The organism is Candidatus Hodgkinia cicadicola (genome assembly GCF_002774925.1).
Window position 1 is genome coordinate 1 of sequence record NZ_CM008795.1, and the last position, 21,842, is coordinate 21,842.

The window sequence follows — 21,842 nt, forward strand, 5'->3', positions numbered from 1 at the left end:
ATAGGTATATAAGATCCAATTATATCCATTCCAAAGTAGCTACTTCTTTATGCTATAACCGCATATACGTTGGCTAACGTTTAGAACACCAACAAGATCTCATTGATCTGTAACAACGTGTTGTTGTTGTTAGTTCTGTAACCATATGATTAGTTAGAGTATAGTTATTGATTTCTGGAATTAACCTTACACTTATCATCCAAACATAATAGCCATTTGGTTACTCCAACCCTTGGTATATGTTTACCATGTAATAACAATAATCTCTAAAACCAACAACAAGTCTGAATATTCTTTGTACACATATATATATATGTTGTTAAAATCGAACCGTCATGGTTAATAAATACCAACACAAACGGCCATGCTTAATGTCATTGGTAACCGAACGTTGTTAACACCGTAGATGAGATCTATTAAATAAACTTATAAACATACGTATAAACAACCCAATGTTATAACCTGTTAGTATGTTTGTTTTGGTAACTAATATCCGATTATTGTAATTAGTTCTTTATCATCTTACTGTTTACTCGTTGTGTAACCTGTACCAATCAATGGTAGTTTACCTAATATTATCCTATCTTTTATATCGGTTACTCTATAGTCATTTCCAGATAATAAAGCTTTAATAACTGGTTTCATGGAACCTTGAAATGAAACTGTTGATAATATTGAACCCTCCTTAATACAACTTTTAGTAACACCAGTTATACTCCTCCTTCCAGTTGCCAATCTCCCACCTAGTATGTTAACATAACGATTAGTCCTAGCAACATGCTGTCAACCATAGTTATTATTTATGTTTAAGGTAGAATCACCTGGATCAGATATGTTTACAATGTTTGTCATCTGTCTCAAAACCATCTCGATGTGTTTACTATTAACATTAACTCCCTGTTCGTTATAAATCTCTTGAACAGTATCAACAAAGTAGTTGTTAAATCTGTTTAATCCGTAGACTTCAACATAATTCAATAGATCAATCTCTCCGGGTATTACAATCCTACCTCGTTGCATCATCTTGTTGGCATCGACAAACGTTTCAACGTTTACACCAGAGATTACCAATGGCCATTCATTCAACCTCATCGGATCAATAACAAACGTGCCATTACCTCTTCCATTTGTACCATATCTTAAAATACTATTGGTATTACATATAATAGCCTCATTGTCTTCGGCTATGCCATTATCTAACAACTTCGATAACCTTTCAAAACCTCCAGTCAATACTACTTCGTTGTTAACTTTATAGTTGAATACAACTTCGAAAAGTACATCAAATGCTTCAACATTTGAACTTGGTTTAACCAAGAAATTGATTTTATCCCAAACAGATGAACAACATAATTTTATACACCGTCCTGACCTCAAACAAACAAGTGGAATTTTGTTAGTTAACAGTTTTGTTTTAATGTATTTCCCGATGAAGTTATAATTGTTATTATTAATCTTATATAAATTCAACCCGTACTTCAAACATTCAAACGTTATAATGCCGTTTGTTAAAACCAAGATGCTGTTCGATCTAACGGAATTGAGACATAAAATCCCGCCAACATGAACATATTCGTTATCATGAACTAATAAACGTGTACCTCGGGATAGTTTATAACTTCAAATTTTGTTACCTTCTCGAAGAATCGATAAAGTACATTCGGAGGTAGTTACAATCATATCGAAATCATCTGAACAAACACATGAAAGAAGTTCGATTCTAATAACACCTGAAAATGGTGATGTTAAACAGGTATTAAGATTTTGTGTATGTTTCCTGTGGTCAGTTTCGGTTAATCCATGGAATGTTCTTAATGTCAACTGAGTTCCAGGTTCACCGATTGATTGAGCTGCTAAAATACCAACGGAATCACCATGTTGTACCATGTTTCCAGTACTTAATTCTATCCCATAACAAAATTTACAAACACCGGATGTTGCTTGACATGTCAACGGAGATCTGATCCATAATTGATTACCGCAACGAAGTAACACCTTATTTATGTTCTTAACAGTAATTAACTCATTCTTTCTCGCTATTACCAACCCATTTGAAAGTATATCTCTTAATAAAAACCTACCAATTAATCGATGTTTAATATATTCTAAGTCAATGACTGGATTAACACACAAACCGTCATTGGTACAACAATCAACCTCATCTATCACCCATTCCCTCGTTGATTCAACAAGTTTTCTTGTAAGATAACCAGAACTTGCCGTTTTCAACGCAGTATCCATCAATCCTCTTCTAGACGAATATGTACAACAGAAAAGTTGGATTAAATTCAAACCTTCATTATATGAATTTAGGATTGGTATCCTACTTCGTTGGCCATTGAAACCAACAACATATCCCCTCGAACCAAACAATTGTTGTACTTGTTGTACCGTTCCTCGTGCACCTGAATTGACAATCATCTGTATTGCCGTTTGTTTTAAACTGTTACCATATGTTTCTAAATTTATATTATCATAAATACTGGTTAAAATCTTATGTCATATCGTTCAAAACATTGGAATTTTTGTTTTATTGGTAATACCGAATCATGATTTGTTTATAACTGATCGAACATTTTTTAAAAGTATCCTTTTATAACTTGAAGTACCGAATTCAGATCTTGACAATGACAGACCGGATTGTGTTACATATTTTAATCCCATTTTCATTAAACATTCACAAAACGTTACCATTTGTTGTTGTCCACATGTTTTGTTAACCATTTCAATGACATCAAGAATAAACGGCTTACTAAATCCCGGATCATCTCATTCATAAATAAAATTACATTTACTTGGTACTAACTCCGATATCAACAAACGACCTGGTGTTGTAAAGACAGTAACTCGTATATTATTCTTAATCGTAGTAAATTTTACTTTGGTATGTAAATTGGTTTTTTTGTATTCAAGTGCTTTGGTTACTTCAACGTACGATGAAAACAACACATCTTTTTGTTCTGTTGATGTTAAAGACATGTAATACAAACCAAGGATCATATCTTGGGATGGCAGGATACATGGATCACCATGGGCCGGATGAAACACATTGTTTTCCGTCATCAACAACGTTGTAACCTCAATTCTGGCTTTCAGACTAAGCGGAACATGAACTGCCATTTGATCACCATCGAAGTCAGCATTGAAACCAGAACATACCAACGGATGTAATCTTATAACTTTCTCATTGGTTAACTTCACTCAAAAAGCTCTCATACTTAACTTGTGCAACGTTGGAGCTCGGTTTAACACTACCGGACAGTATTTAACTATTTCTTCTAAAACCTTATACCCCATTTGTTGATCACAACCTAACAAGTACTTTATATTCCGGTGTCCTCGGATCTTGGATTCCAACATTAGTTTAGAATAAATGAATGGTTCAAACAATTCAACGGCCATTGATCTTGGTATTGCACATTCGTTTATTGATAGATCTGGACCTGGTACTATCACACTCCTACCTGAATAATCTACCCTCTTACCTAGAACGTTGTGCCTGAACCTACCTCTCTTACCCTTCAACATTTCAGTCAATGACTTCAATGCACCGATGTTGTAACCTGCTGGTCCATCTAAACGTTGTGAATTATCTATCAAACTATCAACACTTCGTTGTAACCGTTCTATACCCATAATATACTCATCAACATCAATTACCCCATGTTGTCGTTGTTCCATGTTTCTTACAACAACGTTGTTAACGTTAATAATACCTTTATATAACACATTCAGATCGGAACTTGCTTGTGTATTATCATCTAAAACCACAGATGGTCTTAGTTCAGCAGGTAAGACAGGTAAGACCTTTATCACCATTAGATCCAATGACATTTTGTTGTTAATAAATCAGTCTATTATTTCGATTCTGCTATGTATATCCTCTAACATTTCCACCAATTCAACATTACGTTTACTATCAATCAAGAATTGTTTTACTTCTTTTAACCGAATCTTTGATAATAACAGCAGTATCGCTTCACCACTGGATACAACCTCATAATTCTCCGTCTTCATTCATAACTTCCTGTATGTCTCTGTTGATATAATCTGACCACTTTCAAATTCTTCTGAACCACATCATTTGATAACATGAAGTTTACATCCGATCAAATCCCGAATTGTTCCAACATCCATGTTTAATAACGAACCCAGAACATTTGGCATCGTTTTGTAAAACAATGTATGAACCATGGGTGTTGCTAAACAAATATGTCCGAATCTTGATCGTAGTTTTAGTTTACTTCCACCAAAGTACATACCACACACCATACAACCAAACGGTTGAATTAATGTTGGTTTCTTACATAAACATTCGGTTTTATTCCTTGATCCGAATATCTTTGGACAAAACAAACCATCAATAACCGGCTTCCCATCACCATCAAAACTACTACCATTACGTACCTCACCATATGACCAAGACAGTATTGTTTCAGCTGAAGCTATTTCAAATTTAATACTCAATATACGTTTGTTAAACATTCAGTCGATGTTATTCGGTCTTCAATTTTATATCTATACACATAGCAAACAATTCTTTAATCACAACAAGTATACCCTCGTTGTGATAGGTTTTACACCTCAAATCACCATGCATAATACCATCCCTTATTTCGTTTCTTGCCAACATATCGTCACATCTAACTGTTATCGATTCTCTTAGAAAATATGAAACACCGTAGCTCTGCAACGCCCATACCTCCATCTCACCTAATCTCTGTCCTCCTTTATGAGATTTTCCTTTCAACGGTTGTTGTGTTACAATCGAGTACGGACCAATAGATCTGGCATGAAGTTTGTCATCAATCAAGTGATTTAACTTAAACATGTATATAATACCGACGGTGGTTTTATCTTTAAGTGGTAAACCCGTCATACCATCGTATAATTGGATCTTATCATTGGTTTTAATCAATAATCTGTTGTTAAAATCTTTCAAACATGATTCGAATGGGAATTTAACCAACGGACAGGATATCTTCACTCCCTGTGATAATTCAGCCAACAAAATCAGGATCATATCTTTTGTTAAATTATTTATATTCGGATATAATTCGGTAAGTTTAGGTATAACTCTTTTCAATATCCGATCATCATTCGTTTTGTTGTACATGTTTAATACATCTTTAAATTCCAATCCTAATTTATAACTTACCAAACCAAAGTTCGTCTCCAATATCTGACCGATGTTCATCCTTGATGGTATTCCTAATGGGTTTAGTATAATATCGATTGGTGTTCCATCGGCCATGAATGGCATATCCTCCTTCGGAACTATCCTCGATATCACACCTTTGTTGCCATGTCGTCCACATACCTTATCACCAACTTTGATTGATCGTTTAACAAACAGTTTTATCTTAATAACTTCTAATACCTTCGATTCATCATCCGGATTAGCAGTAACCAAACGTTTGGTCATCTTTTCGAGTAATATGTCTTCGATTTTATGTATATGATTCAAATAATGTTTGAATAGAAACGATAATGCATTACGAATATACTTATCCTCTGATGTAAATGGTAACTTTATCGAAAAACAATCAGTCACATTTCGTTGTAACAACGAAGTACATCGTCTTATATATTTTTTTGTTATCATGTTGAAATGAAATAAACACTCCTCATATGCCCCATCGTAACCTCCCTCCTCTTCATTTGGTCGTACCCTCTTCACTTCCATAACTGTAGCGGAATCTATTCCATTCGGTACTCTAAGAGAAACATTACTCAACAGATCATTGAAAGTTTCGTTATCACCATCACCACCTACACTATCAACACCGTAACCACCATCATCATCATCGTTTATATTACTAATCAACCCACTAACATCGGACTTATTACTCCACTTTCCAACATCCACACCTTGTTTACCATCTAATCCACTAAGTTGATCCGACCTATCATCTTCACTAATTCTAATTATCTTGTTGTTACCTTGTTTGATTCGTTCAATATCCTTACCTACATCTAGAAACACACCTTTATCCTCCTGCCTGTTGTTCTTAAGAATTAACTTACCTACCAACACATCTCCCTCCTGAACAGTACTACCCTCTTTAACTACTCCATTGGAATCCAGATGTTTTCGGTACTTCATTGGTATTTCATTTATATCAGCACTCAATCATTCATCACCGTGTTCGGTCTTCATGACCGTTGTTTCGAGATCTATTATATGAAGTGATTTAAAGATACCTTTATTGATAACATTTTCCGATAGTATTACCGAATCTTCAAAGTTATATCCATGCCAACACATGAATGCCACTAACAGGTTGGCACCTAAACTCATTTCTCCATCACAACTTGATTGACATTCGGCAATAACATCTCCAGATCTTACCATCTGTCCAGGATTAACAACCGCCCGTATCCTTTGACATGTTTCTTGGTTTGTTTTCTTAATTACCGATAAGATGTAAACTCTATGTCTACGTTTCTTCGGTTCGTAAACAAGAACCCTACTTGAATCAACACTTACCACCATACCATCATCGGATGCTATAACATTATCACGTGTACTTCTCATAACGTTGTACTCTTCTCCAGTTCCAATTAAAGGAACCTGTGGCTTCAACAAAGGTATGGCTTGTTTTAACATGTTCGCTGCCATTAATGCCCGTGTTGGATCGTTGTGTCCAAGGAACGGAATCAAACAAACGGCAGATGAAAACACTTGAGCTTCGGATATTAAGGTCAGGTCTACAGATCTTTTATCAACAACCACTGTTGTATCTTGGTATAAACATAAAACCTGTTTGCTTAAATCATTCCAATGTGGCAATGAAACCTTTAAACACTTACACTCGTAGTAATTCAAGTATACAACGTTGTTACTAATTAATCCGTTGTATGTTTTAAAATATCCAGTTATTATATGTCCATTAACATCAACGTTTGAACAAAATGCCAATGATAAAATCAAGCCAATGTTTTGACCTTCTGGTGATTCAATTGGACATATCTTACCATAATGCCATATTTTTGTATCTCGTGCATAATTATCAGCATTTTGTTGTGTCAACCCACCTTCACCCAAACATGTCAACTTGTTTTCATGAGATAATCTCGATAGACTGTTAACCTGATCTGAATATTGACAAAGATCCGATGAATTGAAATATTTGTTTACTCGTTTTTGTATACCTACGTTAACCTCTAATAATCCTTTAATAACCACATTATCACTATCGAACATAATCGGTTCTCTCGGTTGTTCCAATGATTGCTTCGCAACTCACAAGTTTAAAACGTTTGATAAAGAACTATAAATAACATCTACCAGATAATCACCACTACCTTTTATCACTTTAACATCACAATTAATCGGTCTAAGATTTATTCTTTCTATAACATATCTGTTTCAAATCGAAATTAAATCCTTCTTTGTTAACAGATCTAAACCAAAGTCTTGGTTGTTACATGTTATATCATTTAAAAAATATCTTCCGTTTAAGGTTAAATCTACATCCTTGATGTTATCGGAACCAATATCACTTCTCCAACACGAATTTGAGTTTATCAAACGACCGATACCTTTAAGTAACTTTAAAACCGATGACTTCGATGTTTCTGTAATTCTTAAAACACTGACATGTTTCAATGCGAGATTTGTATCCAAATCTAATTCATCACCCATGTTAATAACTGTATTTCCAGATCGATCGATAACAAAACATGCAGAAGTTATCTTATTCTTACAACAACATCCTGTCATGGTTTTGGTTTGTCTAAATAATCTCCTTTGACCATATTTAGAACCATTTATGTTTAAATCGGAAGTTGTTCAATTTAACTTCCTTCATCTTCCACTAAAATAAACCAACTGCTGTAATTCTAATATGTTTTTAAGTATATGAGAATATTTTGATTTAAGAAACAACAGGGTTACAAATATATCGGACTCACAGTTACCATATTTTATCCTCGAACCTTGAATTTCCAAACGTTTTAAACTTCTTGTTACCATATTAATTTCTCCAGTATCTCGATCAAACATAACAGTAATATCTCTTATTAGTTGCATTACCAATGTTTTCTTAATCCCATCAACAAGAACCGAATTATCCTCCGAAAGTGATGGTAAGGCCACCAATGGTATGCTTAATTCTAATCTCTGAGATATGAATGTTATTTTTTTATCTATCAAATATTGAACAACATCGAGGATTAAACCAAAAACATTCGTTGTTCTCGATAAAACACATATGTCAACCTTACCATATTCCAACCTCCAATGTCCAATATCGAGTGGAAACAAACCTCGGATGTTTAGTTCTAATTTAGATATCTTTATACCTTTGTCGTTATAATAACCTCATAACACGTTGTTATATAACCTCTCCTGCACTCCTCGTTGGTTCAACACTGACATCCCATCAATGGTTCCATCCAAACTAATTCTATCCTTCAAGTACTTACCTTCTACCCATCACAACAAAACTGTATAGGTTAATTAGATACAACGTTGTAAGTTGTTTAAACCTTCCGATATTATCCCGATCTTGTTAAACAAAAACATAAGAAACATTCGGTTGTAATAGATGTAATTACCATGAACGTTGTTCAATACCTTTAACTAAAATCCACATATTTGTTTAATACCATTGAAAAAATAAGTTTATCGTTTATGTTGTTAAGTGATTAAACCCATAGTATAACTTATGACTTATTTTATTACATCAGATTTATGATAACCGTTTGAACAACCTAAGTACAATGATTTAACCAGAAGTTAAAACATACCGTTAAGTTATTTATTAATTATATCAATTGTTTTTTTTGTTCAACCAATTTATCAACCGATTGATAACATAAAAGTACTTACTCGTTGTGTTAATATATTCTTCTTATGGGTTTTATTCGAATCCATACCAACATCCTGATGCCATTCTGATGTGTTTATACCGTTAACATAAATGTTTCAACTCAATATGCCAATGATTTAATCAAACAACAACATTATCAATCCGTTATTAATTACAGGTTCATTTAGAACATAGAAGTAACCATCATCACATCAAACGAATTACCTATAACTTTGGATACAAATGATGTTATTACTAAATTAAATGAGGATATCACAAATGCTTAGTAATCCGATTATGTTATACAACAACCAAACAAATACCATGATTTAGATGTAATTGTTCCATATAATTAATACCAAAAATTTACATACAACATCGATGAAGTATACCAAACCAAACATCCATGTGGTTTTTGTTTGAAGATTATCAGATTACTTTCGATTATGAATTCATATTCCGATATCTATAAATACTACTTAAAATTGTTTAACCCAGATGATAACATGTACCTGGACGTTGTTAACGTTTGTTTAACATCTTCAGATTGAAACCAATAGATCTTTAATTATGAATACGATAGGAACGGATTATATCTGGTTTTTTAAAACTTAATCAATAATAAACAACCGCTATGTCTAGATGATGTTGATAAAAAATCCAACACACAACCAGGTGTTAACATCTGATAACAAGGTAATGGCAGATGTATTATTCACCTTTACTTCTTTTAAATATTTACACCAATACGATTAATTAAGAAACAACTCATATGATCAGTCTTACTTAAGTGAGGATAATGTTTAATAAAGGTTACAATTTTGTTATCCCAACGGTTAGCCAAACATAATTGATGTTTAGAACAGATATATTAACCATATTCCAAATCTTTATCATCTATCCAAACAAATAGATCTTAATCCGAAACAACCGGATGTTGTTCTCGATATAATTCCAATTTACTCCAATAACAGATTGTAAACTACCAACCATCATCTAAAATACAGTACCACATGTTGGTTTAATCCAATTAGATCGGTGTTAACAGATCACCGAACCATACCTATCAATATCTGAACCAAATGGTTACCAAACGTTGTAACAATCGATAATGTTATTATCCAATTTCATGAAGAATTAATACCGATAGTATTACTGCTTTGTATAATCTAACGGTGTTAATTAATCGAGAGATTACCGTAATAAATACGGATGTTGTTACCACTAAGACCAATACCAAATTCATCCATGATAGATTAAACTAACAAATGTTTAGAACAACAAAATCCTAACAAACAACAACGATCTCGGAACTATGTTTACAACATCATGTTGCTTAGGTTAAGAGAATTTTATCCATATTTCGTTATGCCAACCAAACGTTCGGTCTTCCGTAAAACAGATGTAAATACAATTCGGAATGACCAATGAACAACGACATAATAAACAACAGAGATCTTATTTGGTTTGATGAAACGTGTGTTTGGTTATGTATATGTTGGACCGAATATTGGAATAAATCATTCAAATTATTTATATATAAAACCAAGATCTACGTATAGGATGTGTTAGAAGTTGTAGTACAAATATTATGTAGAAAGATTTAAACTAACCGAAGTTCTCTTCTCCTTTACCTTTCTTCGATTCACCGATGAAGAACCGTTATAACGATGAAACTTCATGTACTTAAACTGTTGTTGTTTTGTTCGAAGATTTGATTTAATTGAATGGTTCAATGAAGTTACCAAAACATTTGATCGAAGAGAACTTATTACTACAACATCCATTTAAATAAACACATTATATGGTAACATTTATTCATATATATATATATATATTTTTTTCTTATTTAACAACATTCGATCCAACGTTCGTAACAACGAACCAACATAAATCCTACCTAATACTACACTATCGATCCCAAACATTTGAACTAATTGTATCCCTGAATGGGATCTTTACTTCGTTGAAGCTAAGCGATTGATGGTAACTTTCGATAACAATCAAACACATTAATTTAACCTTACCATACCCACATATCCGTTGTTAATCTGTAACCATGCCATCGAACCATGATCAAAGAACAACATCCCTGTTTACACCATCGTTTACAACCAACATATAATACATAATTAATTTAAAATACAGTTAACATTTTTACCAACATCCGAACCAAACAAGTGAGATAGAACAGAAGATATTGATTTAAATCTTGGATTTTGATGAACAATCGGAAAACGAATGACAGGATCAACCGTTGTTAAAATTAATATAATAAATCATTAACAATTAAATTAAATAACCGATAGTCAACATACCATTTAATATCGACTTCGATGCTGTTAACTCCAGATCGACTACTTTGAACACCGTTGAACCAACGTAAACATGGTCCATAACTGTTGGTTTTTCATCAGCTTATTCCGTCCCCATTCCAGTCCATGGACGTTGTAACGATAACGACATCGTAAACACTGGAATCATTCGATTACTCGGTTGTAAACATGGTACCATCCAGATCAGTTTACTTAATCACTAACATCATCTAAACTAATATTGTAATCTTATAATTAGATAAGTTTCATTATTTTAAACACACCGATGTTTAGTACCGAACAACAGATACTAATTTATCATTACCATCATTGACCATTTTCTTGTTCTTATAATCACTGAATTGTTGATAATCTCCATGTAGTTGTTGATCGAATTTTGTTAGCTTAGTGGATGTTGTATCGTTTCGGAGTTTACAATTTGTTGTCAGAATTTATGATCGGATGAAGTCTGTAACACCGAACAGACCGCACGACGTAAATATCTTACCGCATATAAATATCTATAAAATCCCATGAACATGTTATAACGATGAACTAACCGAAAGAATAAAGATTTTAAACTGTCAACAACTGATAAAAGATCATTGTTATCCCACGTTAAATCAACGAGATCATTAAACTTTATAAATATATGTGATAGAGCTTTGGTCGTTGATATTGATGTTAGGTCTGTATTTGGTCGTTTTATTAAATATTTAGATAAGTTACAGATCGATACATCAACACCATGTATTAGTGGCTTGTAAACCAAGGGTGTTGTTCTTGAATTATCCATTGATATAATACATTTATCTGACCGTTTCCTAACATATTTACAAATCCCATTTATACTTCCGATGTCAGATATCTCCGAACATGATGATTCCAAATAGATTAACTTGGTATCGGCTCTGAACAACGTCTTCAGACTGTATTCGTCTCTGTGATTGAAGAAATCTACATTTATATTCAATTTTGATAATACGTTACAAAGCTGTTTCAAAGAATAACAAATGGTATCAGTTATCAACACATGGTCACCAGGATTAAGCAGACACAACATCATCAACGTTGTTGCTGTCAATCTTGTACTTGTTAATATTGTACTATCAGAGTATTCTAAAATAGAGATTACTGAACACAAGTTACGAACAGGTAGAGATACTTGAGGTTGACTGTTGGTCTTTGTTGAACCACTGGCAACAGGTGATGGTTTGTTTCTAATCACTTGATCTTTAACAAATTTATTATAAATTATACTCAACGCTTGTAATGTTAACGTAAATTCCATTCTCTTATCCATTAAACCGTTCTAATTGTATTAATATCCAATTAAATAATCATCTAAATCAATATACATATACTTTCCCACTACCACCTTCATCATCCGATCCATTCTTTCATCAACATGGTTTAACATTTAATCGGTGTTGTTATGTTTATGTTGATATAAAATTTACTACCACTAAGATCACTATCTCTACGTTATTCTTCATTTCATTCCATCACATCCATCTCCATCACCATCTTATTCAGCTTTGTTGTATCCATCATCTCCATCATCGGTTCCCTATTTACCATCGGTTACATCAAATATTCATTAACATTACCAACAAAATTATAACATAAATCCATTACCCATCTATAATCTGTCAACGAACAACCGAAAACAGAAATCAAATTCAATACCAATCTCTTACATCCTTTAACACTGATACTATATAATGGTTTGTTCTAAACAGACTCAACACTTGATATCGAAACACCTGAACGTTGTGGTTTATATAACATATCGTGTTAATAATACTTCTAAAGATATCTTTTAACCGGATCTTGTTATCATAAAAGCAACTACCATCAAAACTAACAGAATCCGATGAAGTAATCTCATCACTTATTCATTTCGGATATTTAAACACCAAAGGTAAACACTATCACCATAAACATGTTGATTTTTGTTTGAACATTACAACAGATCCGAAACAACCATTTATAATATTACCATGTAATGGTGTGGTCAGTGTAATCAGTTCATCTAAATTCAACACATCGAAACGTTGTCATCCCACTAAACCCAACGAATCATAAATCCTCACTTCAAACTTCAACCTCTAAGCAATTTACTCGTTGCCAACTACAACGGTCAAACATGCTCCTGATCAACTTATTGAACTACCAACCTCCGATCTCAGTTCGGATGTAATACACAACTTAATACCACTTGATAATGGTAATACATCAACTATTATGCTATAAGTTTTAATCAATTCGGTAAACATATCTTTATCTGGTTGTAATATAAACGGTATTTAATTCAGAATCTAACAACGTCCATACATCGTTTTAGTGGACTTTATGACGAGATTAATTTCCAACGAATTAACAATGGCCATCTGTAATCATTATTTTTTTTGGCAACTAACAACGGTCAGTCATCGAAGATTTTAAGTTTATCACCAAAATCAACGGGATTTATTAATCTTTATAAATACATATGACGGTTTGTTTTATTGATGATGTTAATATGGGATCGGATGTTGGTTAACTTATCAAATGTTCAGTTAAATTCCAGATCAATACATCGACGACATGTGTTAATATCTATATAAAATCGAGAATGTTATTCATAGATTATCCATTGGTACAATGTATTATCAGACCGTTGTTAAACATGTCTACAGATCATATCGATATCAAATACATCAAAGATGTATCCAAACATGGACGTTGTAAATGGATTAATATCAGTAGTTTATTCTGAATAATATCTTTAAACTGTATTCGTATCTGTGATTGGAATATGTCTGTTTTCATTAAATCCGATAAACATGTATATAATTCTTTCAAGAACCAATGAACCGAACCATTTATTAATTCATGACCATTTTGCTTGAAATACGTTACTATAAACGTTGTTAATCTTGAACTTATTAATATCATGTTATCGGAATATTCTAAGCAACAATCGGTGTATCTAAGTTATGAACTATGGGTATATATATACAATGTTGGCTATCGGTTGTTATTGATCCGATAATATCAGATAGGGTTTGGTTTGAAACCGTTCAATCCTTTACAAGGTTGTAAGTAAATTACATCCAAAGTATTAATCGTATAAACAAGTTCCGATCTCCTCTCCGTTGTTGTCATTATAGTCATATTAATATATTTTTATTAATATCTATCCATTTTTAATATTTATATACCAACATCCATGTTCCACTATTAGTATCCGGATTGGTTCGTTTATCATCGATACTTCAACATCCGGTTGTTGGTATATTCCATAGAATTAATACATGTTACTTACGTGTACAACGTTTGGTTGTTCCATCATCATTGTCATCAGCATCAGCAGTATCATCAGCATCACCATCGGCATCATCATCAGCAGCATCAGCAGCATCATCAGCATCATCGGTATCATAATCATCGGTATCATAATCATCGACATCATCATCATCGTTGTCGTCATCGTCATCATCGGTGTTTTCATCTTCAGCTCTTTTATCACCGCCTTCACCTTCATCACCATCATCTTTTTCTCCATCTCCATCGATCCTGTGTTTGTTATAAACCGTACCATCTTTCTGAGTAAGATTTAATAATATAACCAATAAAATTGTAAGATAAAACATCATCCACCTATCATCTTTTAACGAATAGAGAAACATCAACATCAAGTTTGATAACCAATCCCATATACTCTTTAACACTGACATTATGTAATTGTTTATCTTGGATAGAATTAACATTTTGGTGTTGATAAATGTTTAAATGTGGTACGTTTTACCATCTACCGTGTTAGTTAACATGTAGTCATACCTTGTTGTTGTGACGGTTCCATCTAAACCGATAGAATTTCTGAATAGTTGTTACATTGATCATTCATGTCCATGTTTAATCATCGGGATAATGCCACTGCCATGCATATGTGTTTCATTAGATGTTTACAACAGGCTGAACGATTATCGTTCGTGATATTAGCATGTGATGGGTTGAGAGTATGGACGTTGTACTTCGGATTTAACATATCAGAATCGTTGTTATCGTGTTTAACCAAGCAACCAATCTTCATTTTAGATCTCGAAGATCATGTTTATTAAAAATCTAATAACGATCAGATGTATACTTGGTTCGTTCGTTGAAACATCCGACCATTATAATATCTGGTCTGGATATAATATATAACTTAATACCACTTGATAATGGTAAATACATCCACTATCATGCCAAGGATTTAACCAATCCAGTGGACATGTCTTAGTTCGGTGTAATGGAGGTCGGATTTTGTCCGAAGATATCGATTCTTTTGTATCTACCTAAGAAATCCATGATGGATTTAGAAAAACCAACACCAATCTCATAATATCAAATGGTATTCTTTTAATCACTAACAAATGGTCAATCATTTGAGAATTTCAGATTACCAACAAAACCAATCACAGATTTAAAATAATTTCCTAACTATGTTCGATAAATAAGTTGAAATTTTGTTTAATCTAAACATTATAACAGATCGGATATTTATCCGCAAGATCCAATACCTCCATCCTTGTCCTTGTTTCAAGCGGTAGTGATACCTCACCTTTATCCTTTATCTCTAATAAAACATCGGCTATCATATCAGCTACCCTCTCAAAATCCTCCTTCTTTAATCCCCTCGATGTACATGCACAGGTACCCAACCTTAGACCAGAGGTAGTATTGGCTGATAGCAGATCATTTGGAATGGTATTTTTGTTTGCTGTGATGTAACATCGGTCCAACCAAGAGGCCACTTGTTTACCAGTAATTCCAAGGTTCTTTAAATCTATCATGACTAAGTGATTATCTGTTCCATTCGAAACAATATCTATTTTTTTGTTCTTGAACCGTTCAACCATGGCTTTAGCGTTTTCAACCACAGATTTTGTTCAGATTCTATACTCATCTTGTTGTGCTTCGAGAAAAGCCACTGCTTTAGCAGCTATAATGTTCATCATCGGTCCACCTTGTAATCCTGGAAATACGGCATTAGATAAACGATTAAACAATTCCCGCTTGTTCGATAATATCAATCCACCACGAGGTCCTCTCAAGGACTTGTGTGTTGTGGTTGTAACAACATCGCAATGATCGATTGGTGAAGGTTGTAATCCGGTGACAATTAGACCAGCAACGTGTGAGATGTCAGCAAGTAAAAACGAATCAACTATATCAGCCACTCTTCTGAAAGCTTTTCAATCTATTGTTCTCGGATATGAGGTTGTACCAGCGATTATAAGCTTCGGTCTATGCCTTATGGCAACGTTTAGAACCTCATTCATATCGATTGTACCAGTTTTAAGATCAACACCATATGATACACTTTTGAATCACATTCCGGATATATTCACTGTTGATCCATGCGTCAAATGTCCACCACATTTAAGATCCATTCCCATGATAGTATCTCCCGGTGACAGAAGTGCCAACATTACTGCTTGATTCATTTGACTACCAGAATGCGGTTGAACGTTGGCATATTCACATTTGAACAAACGTTTGGCTCGATCTATTGCCACTTTCTCTAATTCATCGGCAAACATACAACCTCCATAATACCTACTTCCAGGATAACCTTCAGCATATTTATTGATGAAAACGTTGTTTTGAGCTTCCAGAACAGCCTTCGAAACCAAATTCTCTGAAGCTATAAGGTTCAAACTTGTGGTTTGTCTAATGAGTTCATTTTTCAATATCGATTCAACCAAAACATCAAGTGTTGATAGACTTGTTTTAAAGAGTGGATTTACCGTAACAACGTTCATGTTAACTTGTTGTTTTCTTTGAGATATTATGATTAAGAACCGCTCTCATATTCGTTTGATGGTGTTGTTCATCGGTTGACCGTTAATTTTCCAAATGTTATTAGTTAACATACTATTAAATGGATATTTCCGTTATTAATGTTGAAATAATATTTGTTTATTACTCTGATTAAACCAAAAACAAACGAAGTGACAATTATATGTGTTTAACATTTTGAATTAACGAATAACGAGTATTTATCATAACTGATTGATGGGTTGGAATTTTGGTATCCAACATTACCGTTTCTTACTTAATGTCATCATATTTGTTCCATATTTAGATCTAGAATTTTTTCTACCTTCAACACAGTTCAAATCTAATAAACCTTTAACCAGATGGTATCTAACTCCTGGTAAATCCTTCACACGACCTCCTCTAACGATTACTACTGAATGTTCTTGTAGATTATGTCTTTCTCCTGGTATATATGCTATTATTTTTTTTCCATTACATAACTTCACTTTAGCCACCCTTCTTAATGCGGAATTTGGTTTCTTTGGTGTTGTTACATAAACTCTAATACAAATCCCACTTCTAAATGGAGTACCATTTAAGGCCGATGTATTACTTTTCTTTGTGTTTTGTCTTCTTCTTTCTTTTATGAGTTGATTTATTGTCATCTATAAATTCTCTTTCATAACCTATATCTGTTCATTCATAAATATTATCCAGAATAATAACCATTATTCCTAAACATAATTTTATCTTTTATCCTACTATCTCGTAATCCTCACTGGATGTTGTACTTTCGATTGCAACTTTATTATGGCTTTAAATGAAATAACTAATAACGTTGGTCTATAGACCTTTAGTTACCATCTATAACGATGGTTAATAATTTACTTTATATCTTTAAATACCAATCATTCCTTCGGTTAAAAACTATTAACAATAACGATTAGTTCTAAAACCAACATCCGAGGGATATAACTCCACCTGTACCTTTGATGGTAATCACTAGAAACCAGATACATTTAACACATCAAGCCATTTACTTCGATTAAACCAATCTTGCTGATATCGTTGTTATTTTTTTTATCAACTATTAATTCCAATTAACTTATTACAACATATTTTTACTTCGGATTTATATATAACAACCTTATTGGTCTTAATGGAATATTGGTTTGTTGTTATCGATTGTGTGGGATACAACGGTCAGGTATGTTTAACTGTTATTACCTGAATTTTGAACCAAGTATTATACTAACAAACAAATAACATGAAATCAAACCATTCATTCCGAGATCAAACGTTAGAAGTCTAACATTATTAACAATTTGATAGATGTTGTTATGGTGTGTAGGTTGTAGTTAGAGAAAAAACTTATGTTAAACACTTGAATTTCGGTTGTGTTATACATTTATTTTAGAATCTAATTACATCCATAGGATTTATATTTTATCGATGAATAAACGATCCAATGTAATTAAAAACTATGAACCAATCGGTTGTATTATTCGAACAAATATGATCTCGAAATACACGGATTATTCGATTGTATCTATTACACATGGAATGGAATACTTATGTTATTTATGATCATGGATTAACTAAAAAAATGACATTACAAACGTTGTAATGAAAACGTTATGTTGAACATATTATATTCTACCTTTAATTAATGATTTAACATCTACATTTGTTGCTATAACATCTAACAAATTAACTTAACATACCATAACAAATCTGATGTTGGGATGTTTGGTTCGATACAACCATGAATTACCATCATTAATATAACCAAACTGTTAATAATAATGTTAGACATGTGGATTTTTTTCATGAACAGGTTGGGATACTTCGTTGGATATCGAAGGAATCAGATTTAAATACTTAGATGATAGGTACATCGGAATATAGAATTAAGTTCAATGGGATTTTGTTGTTAATTCGGGTTATCGTTCAACTGTTAAAGGTTAAAACCTATCTTCATTAGGTTGTTATTTTGTTGTTACAGTTTTCGAGATATTAGTATCAGTTAGCTGAAATATGTTACCATACTTACACCTCTGATCTATCAACGTGATGGTCTGTCACTTCTCTAATAGAATGTTTTGTTCGGTTTAGCTTCCGGCTTAGATGCATTCAGCTGTTATCTATTCCATACTTAGCCATCCTGCCATGCCGTTTGGCAACGACAACAGGTATACCAGAGGTATGTCCATCTCGGTCCTCTCGTACTGGAGACAGGATCCGTCAACATTCTTACTCCCACGGCAGATAGGGACCGAACTGTCTTGCGACGTTCTGAACCCAACTCACGTACCGCTTTAAATGGCGAACAGCCATACCCTTGGGACCTTGTTCAGCCCCAGGATGCGATGAGTCGACATCGAGGTGCCAAGCAACCCCGTCGATAAGAACTCTCAGGGGTTATTAGCCTGTTATCCCCGGCGTACCTTTTATCCGTTGGCAACGTCCCTTCCACTTGGATCCGTTGGATCACTATGACCGACTTTCGTCTCTGCTTGACATGTCTGTCTCGCAGTCTAAGCAGGCATATGCCATTGTACTCTACTGACGATTTCCAAACGTCATGAGCCTACCTTGTGTACACCTCCGTTACTCTTTGGGAGGCGACCGCCCCAGTCAAACTACCCGCCTTGCATTTTCTTACATCAAGATTGACTTGTAGCAATAAGATGTTGTTTGGCAACAGGATGGTGTTTCATTTGACAGCTTACGTTGAACTAACGTCCAAACGTTCATCGCTTACCATCTACACTGTACAATTGACCAAAGTACATCGATACAAGGTTGCAGTAAAGGTGCACGGGGTCTTTCCGTCTTGCCGCGAGTACCCCGCATCTTCACGGGGATTTCAATTTCACTGAGCTTGTGCTGGAGACAGCGGAGAAGTCGTTACACCATTCATGCTGGTCGGAACTTACCCGACAAGGAATTTCGCTACCTTTGGACCGTTATAGTTACGGCCGCCGTTTACATGGGGTTTCATCTTAAATGCTATACACATCAAGACTTCACTTGCCAGCACCGGGCAGGTGTCAGACTCTATACTTCATCTTACGATTTTGCAGAGTCCTGTGTTTTTGATAAACAGTCGCTTCTCCCGTTTCTATTATACCTAAACCTTGGTTACCCAAAGTCAGGTTATGTTTCTCCCGAAGTTACACATACAATTTGCCGAGTTCCTTCAGCACAATTATCTCAAACACCTTAGTATACTCTACCCAACCACCTGTGTTGGTTTCTGGTACGACCTATATCTACAAGTTGTTTCTTGTTAACAATTAAACACAAGCCAAACCAATCCAGATAAGGATTGACAAGATTTAAGTTAAGTCACTTGTAAAAGGCTCACGAATATTAACGTGATTGCCATCGGTTATGCGTTTACGCTTGGCCTAAGGTGTCGGCTAACCCCATTCGGAACAACCTGGAATGGGAATCCTTGGTCTTTCGGTGTGAAAGGTTCTTGCTTTCAATTATCGTTACTCATGTCAACATTCTCGCTTCCGATACCTCCAACAACCCTCACGGGTTGCCTTCCATGGCCTACGGAATGCTCTGCTACCACATTGCTCGGTTGGCAATGTCTTTGACTTCGGTACTGAACTTAGTCCCGTTACATTTTCGGCATGAACATCCATCAATCAGTGAGCTGTTACGCTTTCCTTAGATGATGGCTGCTTCTGAGCCTACATCCTGATCGTCTTCGAACATTCACCGCCTTTCTCACTTAGTTCAGATTTAAGGACCTTGATCGAAAGTCTGGGTTGTTTCCCTCTCCACTACGGACGTTATCGCTCGCAGTGTGATTATCGGTTAAATCCGACAACAGTATTCGAAGTTTGGTTGAATTCAACAAAATTATCCATTCTAATCACCCATCCAGAGCTCTACCCCTGTTGTGATACAACCAACGACCTACCTATATAGGTTTCGCAGAGAACCAGCTATCTCCGAGTTTGATTGGCCTTTCACCCCTAACCACAGATCATCCCAACGTTTTGCAACACGTACGGGTTCGATCCTCCAGTCGATAAACTCAACCTTCAATCTGTCCATGGTTAGATCACTCGGTTTCGGGTTTGAAGTTACAAACTTGTTGTTGTCCTTTGTGGACTTGCTTTCGCTTCGCTTTATCCAATCATAAGCTTCGCTTGTAAACAGCAACTCGTTGACCCATTATACAAAAGGTACGTCGTCAGGTCTTTGGACCCTCCGACTGCTTGTTGGCATCCGGTTTCAGGATCTGTTTCACTGTCCTGTTCGGACATCTGTTTCACCTTTCCCTCACGGTACTAGTTCACTATCGGTTGTGCATATATGTTTTGGCTTAGGGGGTGGTCCTCCTATCTTCGGACGAAGTTCATCGGACCTCGTTCTACTTTATTCATAATTTCGATACCAACAAATCAAGGGCTATCACCTTGTTTGCCTGTTTTTCCAAACAATCGTTGTTAACATCGAGATAATAAGCCAAAGTCTGGTTTCACTCGCCGCTACTAACAGAATATCCTGGATATATTTTCCTACAGGTACTAAGATGTTTCAGTTCCCTGTGTCTGTGACACCTTGGATCAACGACCAAGGTCCTCAATCAGAGGTAATTACACTTCATTTTGTTCCATGTACCGTCATCTACTATGCATACCAAGGCATCCACCGGATGCATTCAAACACTGTAATTCCAATTAAAGATATATATAAACTAACCACCAAACCAAAACTGACCGACTTATGATGTAATAAAACGTATAAACAAAACCTAATAAAACTGAATAAAAAACCAACGATCGAATACGTTTCGGATACCCGAAACCTACCATCAACCTGTTCCCGCATTGGCTAAACCTATTAACCTATAAAGCAACAAAATGTTGTACAAACCGATCAGCCATAACTGGAA

The 21,842-nt window shown here is 34.6% G+C and carries 8 protein-coding genes, 1 rRNA gene and 1 pseudogene; all 10 read right to left on the reverse strand.

Annotated features, from left to right (window positions below; all coding sequences use genetic code 4):
• Positions 1-522: 522 nt before the first annotated feature.
• The 10 genes and pseudogenes from MAGTDC_RS01865 to MAGTDC_RS01905 all read right to left on the reverse strand — a co-directional run bounded on the left by MAGTDC_RS01865 (position 523) and on the right by MAGTDC_RS01905 (position 21,622).
• Positions 523-4,485, reverse strand: a complete 3,963-nt coding sequence (locus tag MAGTDC_RS01865) for a DNA-directed RNA polymerase subunit beta' (RefSeq protein ID WP_146656822.1) — start codon at positions 4,483-4,485, stop codon at positions 523-525.
• A gap of 10 nt (positions 4,486-4,495) precedes the next feature.
• Positions 4,496-6,622, reverse strand: a complete 2,127-nt coding sequence (locus MAGTDC_RS06150; protein ID WP_462138614.1) for a DNA-directed RNA polymerase subunit beta — start codon at positions 6,620-6,622, stop codon at positions 4,496-4,498.
• Positions 6,623-6,913: 291 nt separating this feature from the next.
• Positions 6,914-8,383, reverse strand: a pseudogene (locus tag MAGTDC_RS06155) (hypothetical protein); the annotation flags it as partial.
• Positions 8,384-11,531: 3,148 nt separating this feature from the next.
• Positions 11,532-12,434: a PLP-dependent transferase gene (locus tag MAGTDC_RS01875; RefSeq protein ID WP_146656824.1), complete on the reverse strand. Its 903-nt coding sequence runs from the start codon at positions 12,432-12,434 to the stop codon at positions 11,532-11,534.
• Positions 12,435-13,251: 817 nt separating this feature from the next.
• Positions 13,252-13,410 carry a hypothetical protein gene (locus MAGTDC_RS04605; protein WP_192573079.1) on the reverse strand — a complete coding sequence of 53 codons (159 nt, stop codon included), beginning with the start codon at positions 13,408-13,410 and terminating at the stop codon, positions 13,252-13,254.
• Positions 13,411-14,433: 1,023 nt separating this feature from the next.
• Positions 14,434-14,814: a hypothetical protein gene (locus tag MAGTDC_RS01885; RefSeq protein WP_192573080.1), complete on the reverse strand. Its 381-nt coding sequence runs from the start codon at positions 14,812-14,814 to the stop codon at positions 14,434-14,436.
• 164 nt (positions 14,815-14,978) lie between these two features.
• Entirely contained in the window at positions 14,979-15,209 is a 231-nt protein-coding gene (locus MAGTDC_RS01890; RefSeq protein ID WP_146656827.1) for a hypothetical protein, read from the reverse strand.
• A gap of 424 nt (positions 15,210-15,633) precedes the next feature.
• Positions 15,634-16,923: a serine hydroxymethyltransferase gene (glyA, locus tag MAGTDC_RS01895; protein ID WP_146656828.1), complete on the reverse strand. Its 1,290-nt coding sequence runs from the start codon at positions 16,921-16,923 to the stop codon at positions 15,634-15,636.
• Between the two features lie 279 nt (positions 16,924-17,202).
• A complete protein-coding gene (gene rpsL / locus MAGTDC_RS01900) occupies positions 17,203-17,586 on the reverse strand; it encodes a 30S ribosomal protein S12 (protein WP_146656829.1) in 384 nt (127 codons plus the stop codon).
• A 1,331-nt stretch (positions 17,587-18,917) separates the two neighbouring features.
• Positions 18,918-21,622 (reverse strand): 23S ribosomal RNA (locus tag MAGTDC_RS01905).
• Positions 21,623-21,842: the final 220 nt, after the last annotated feature.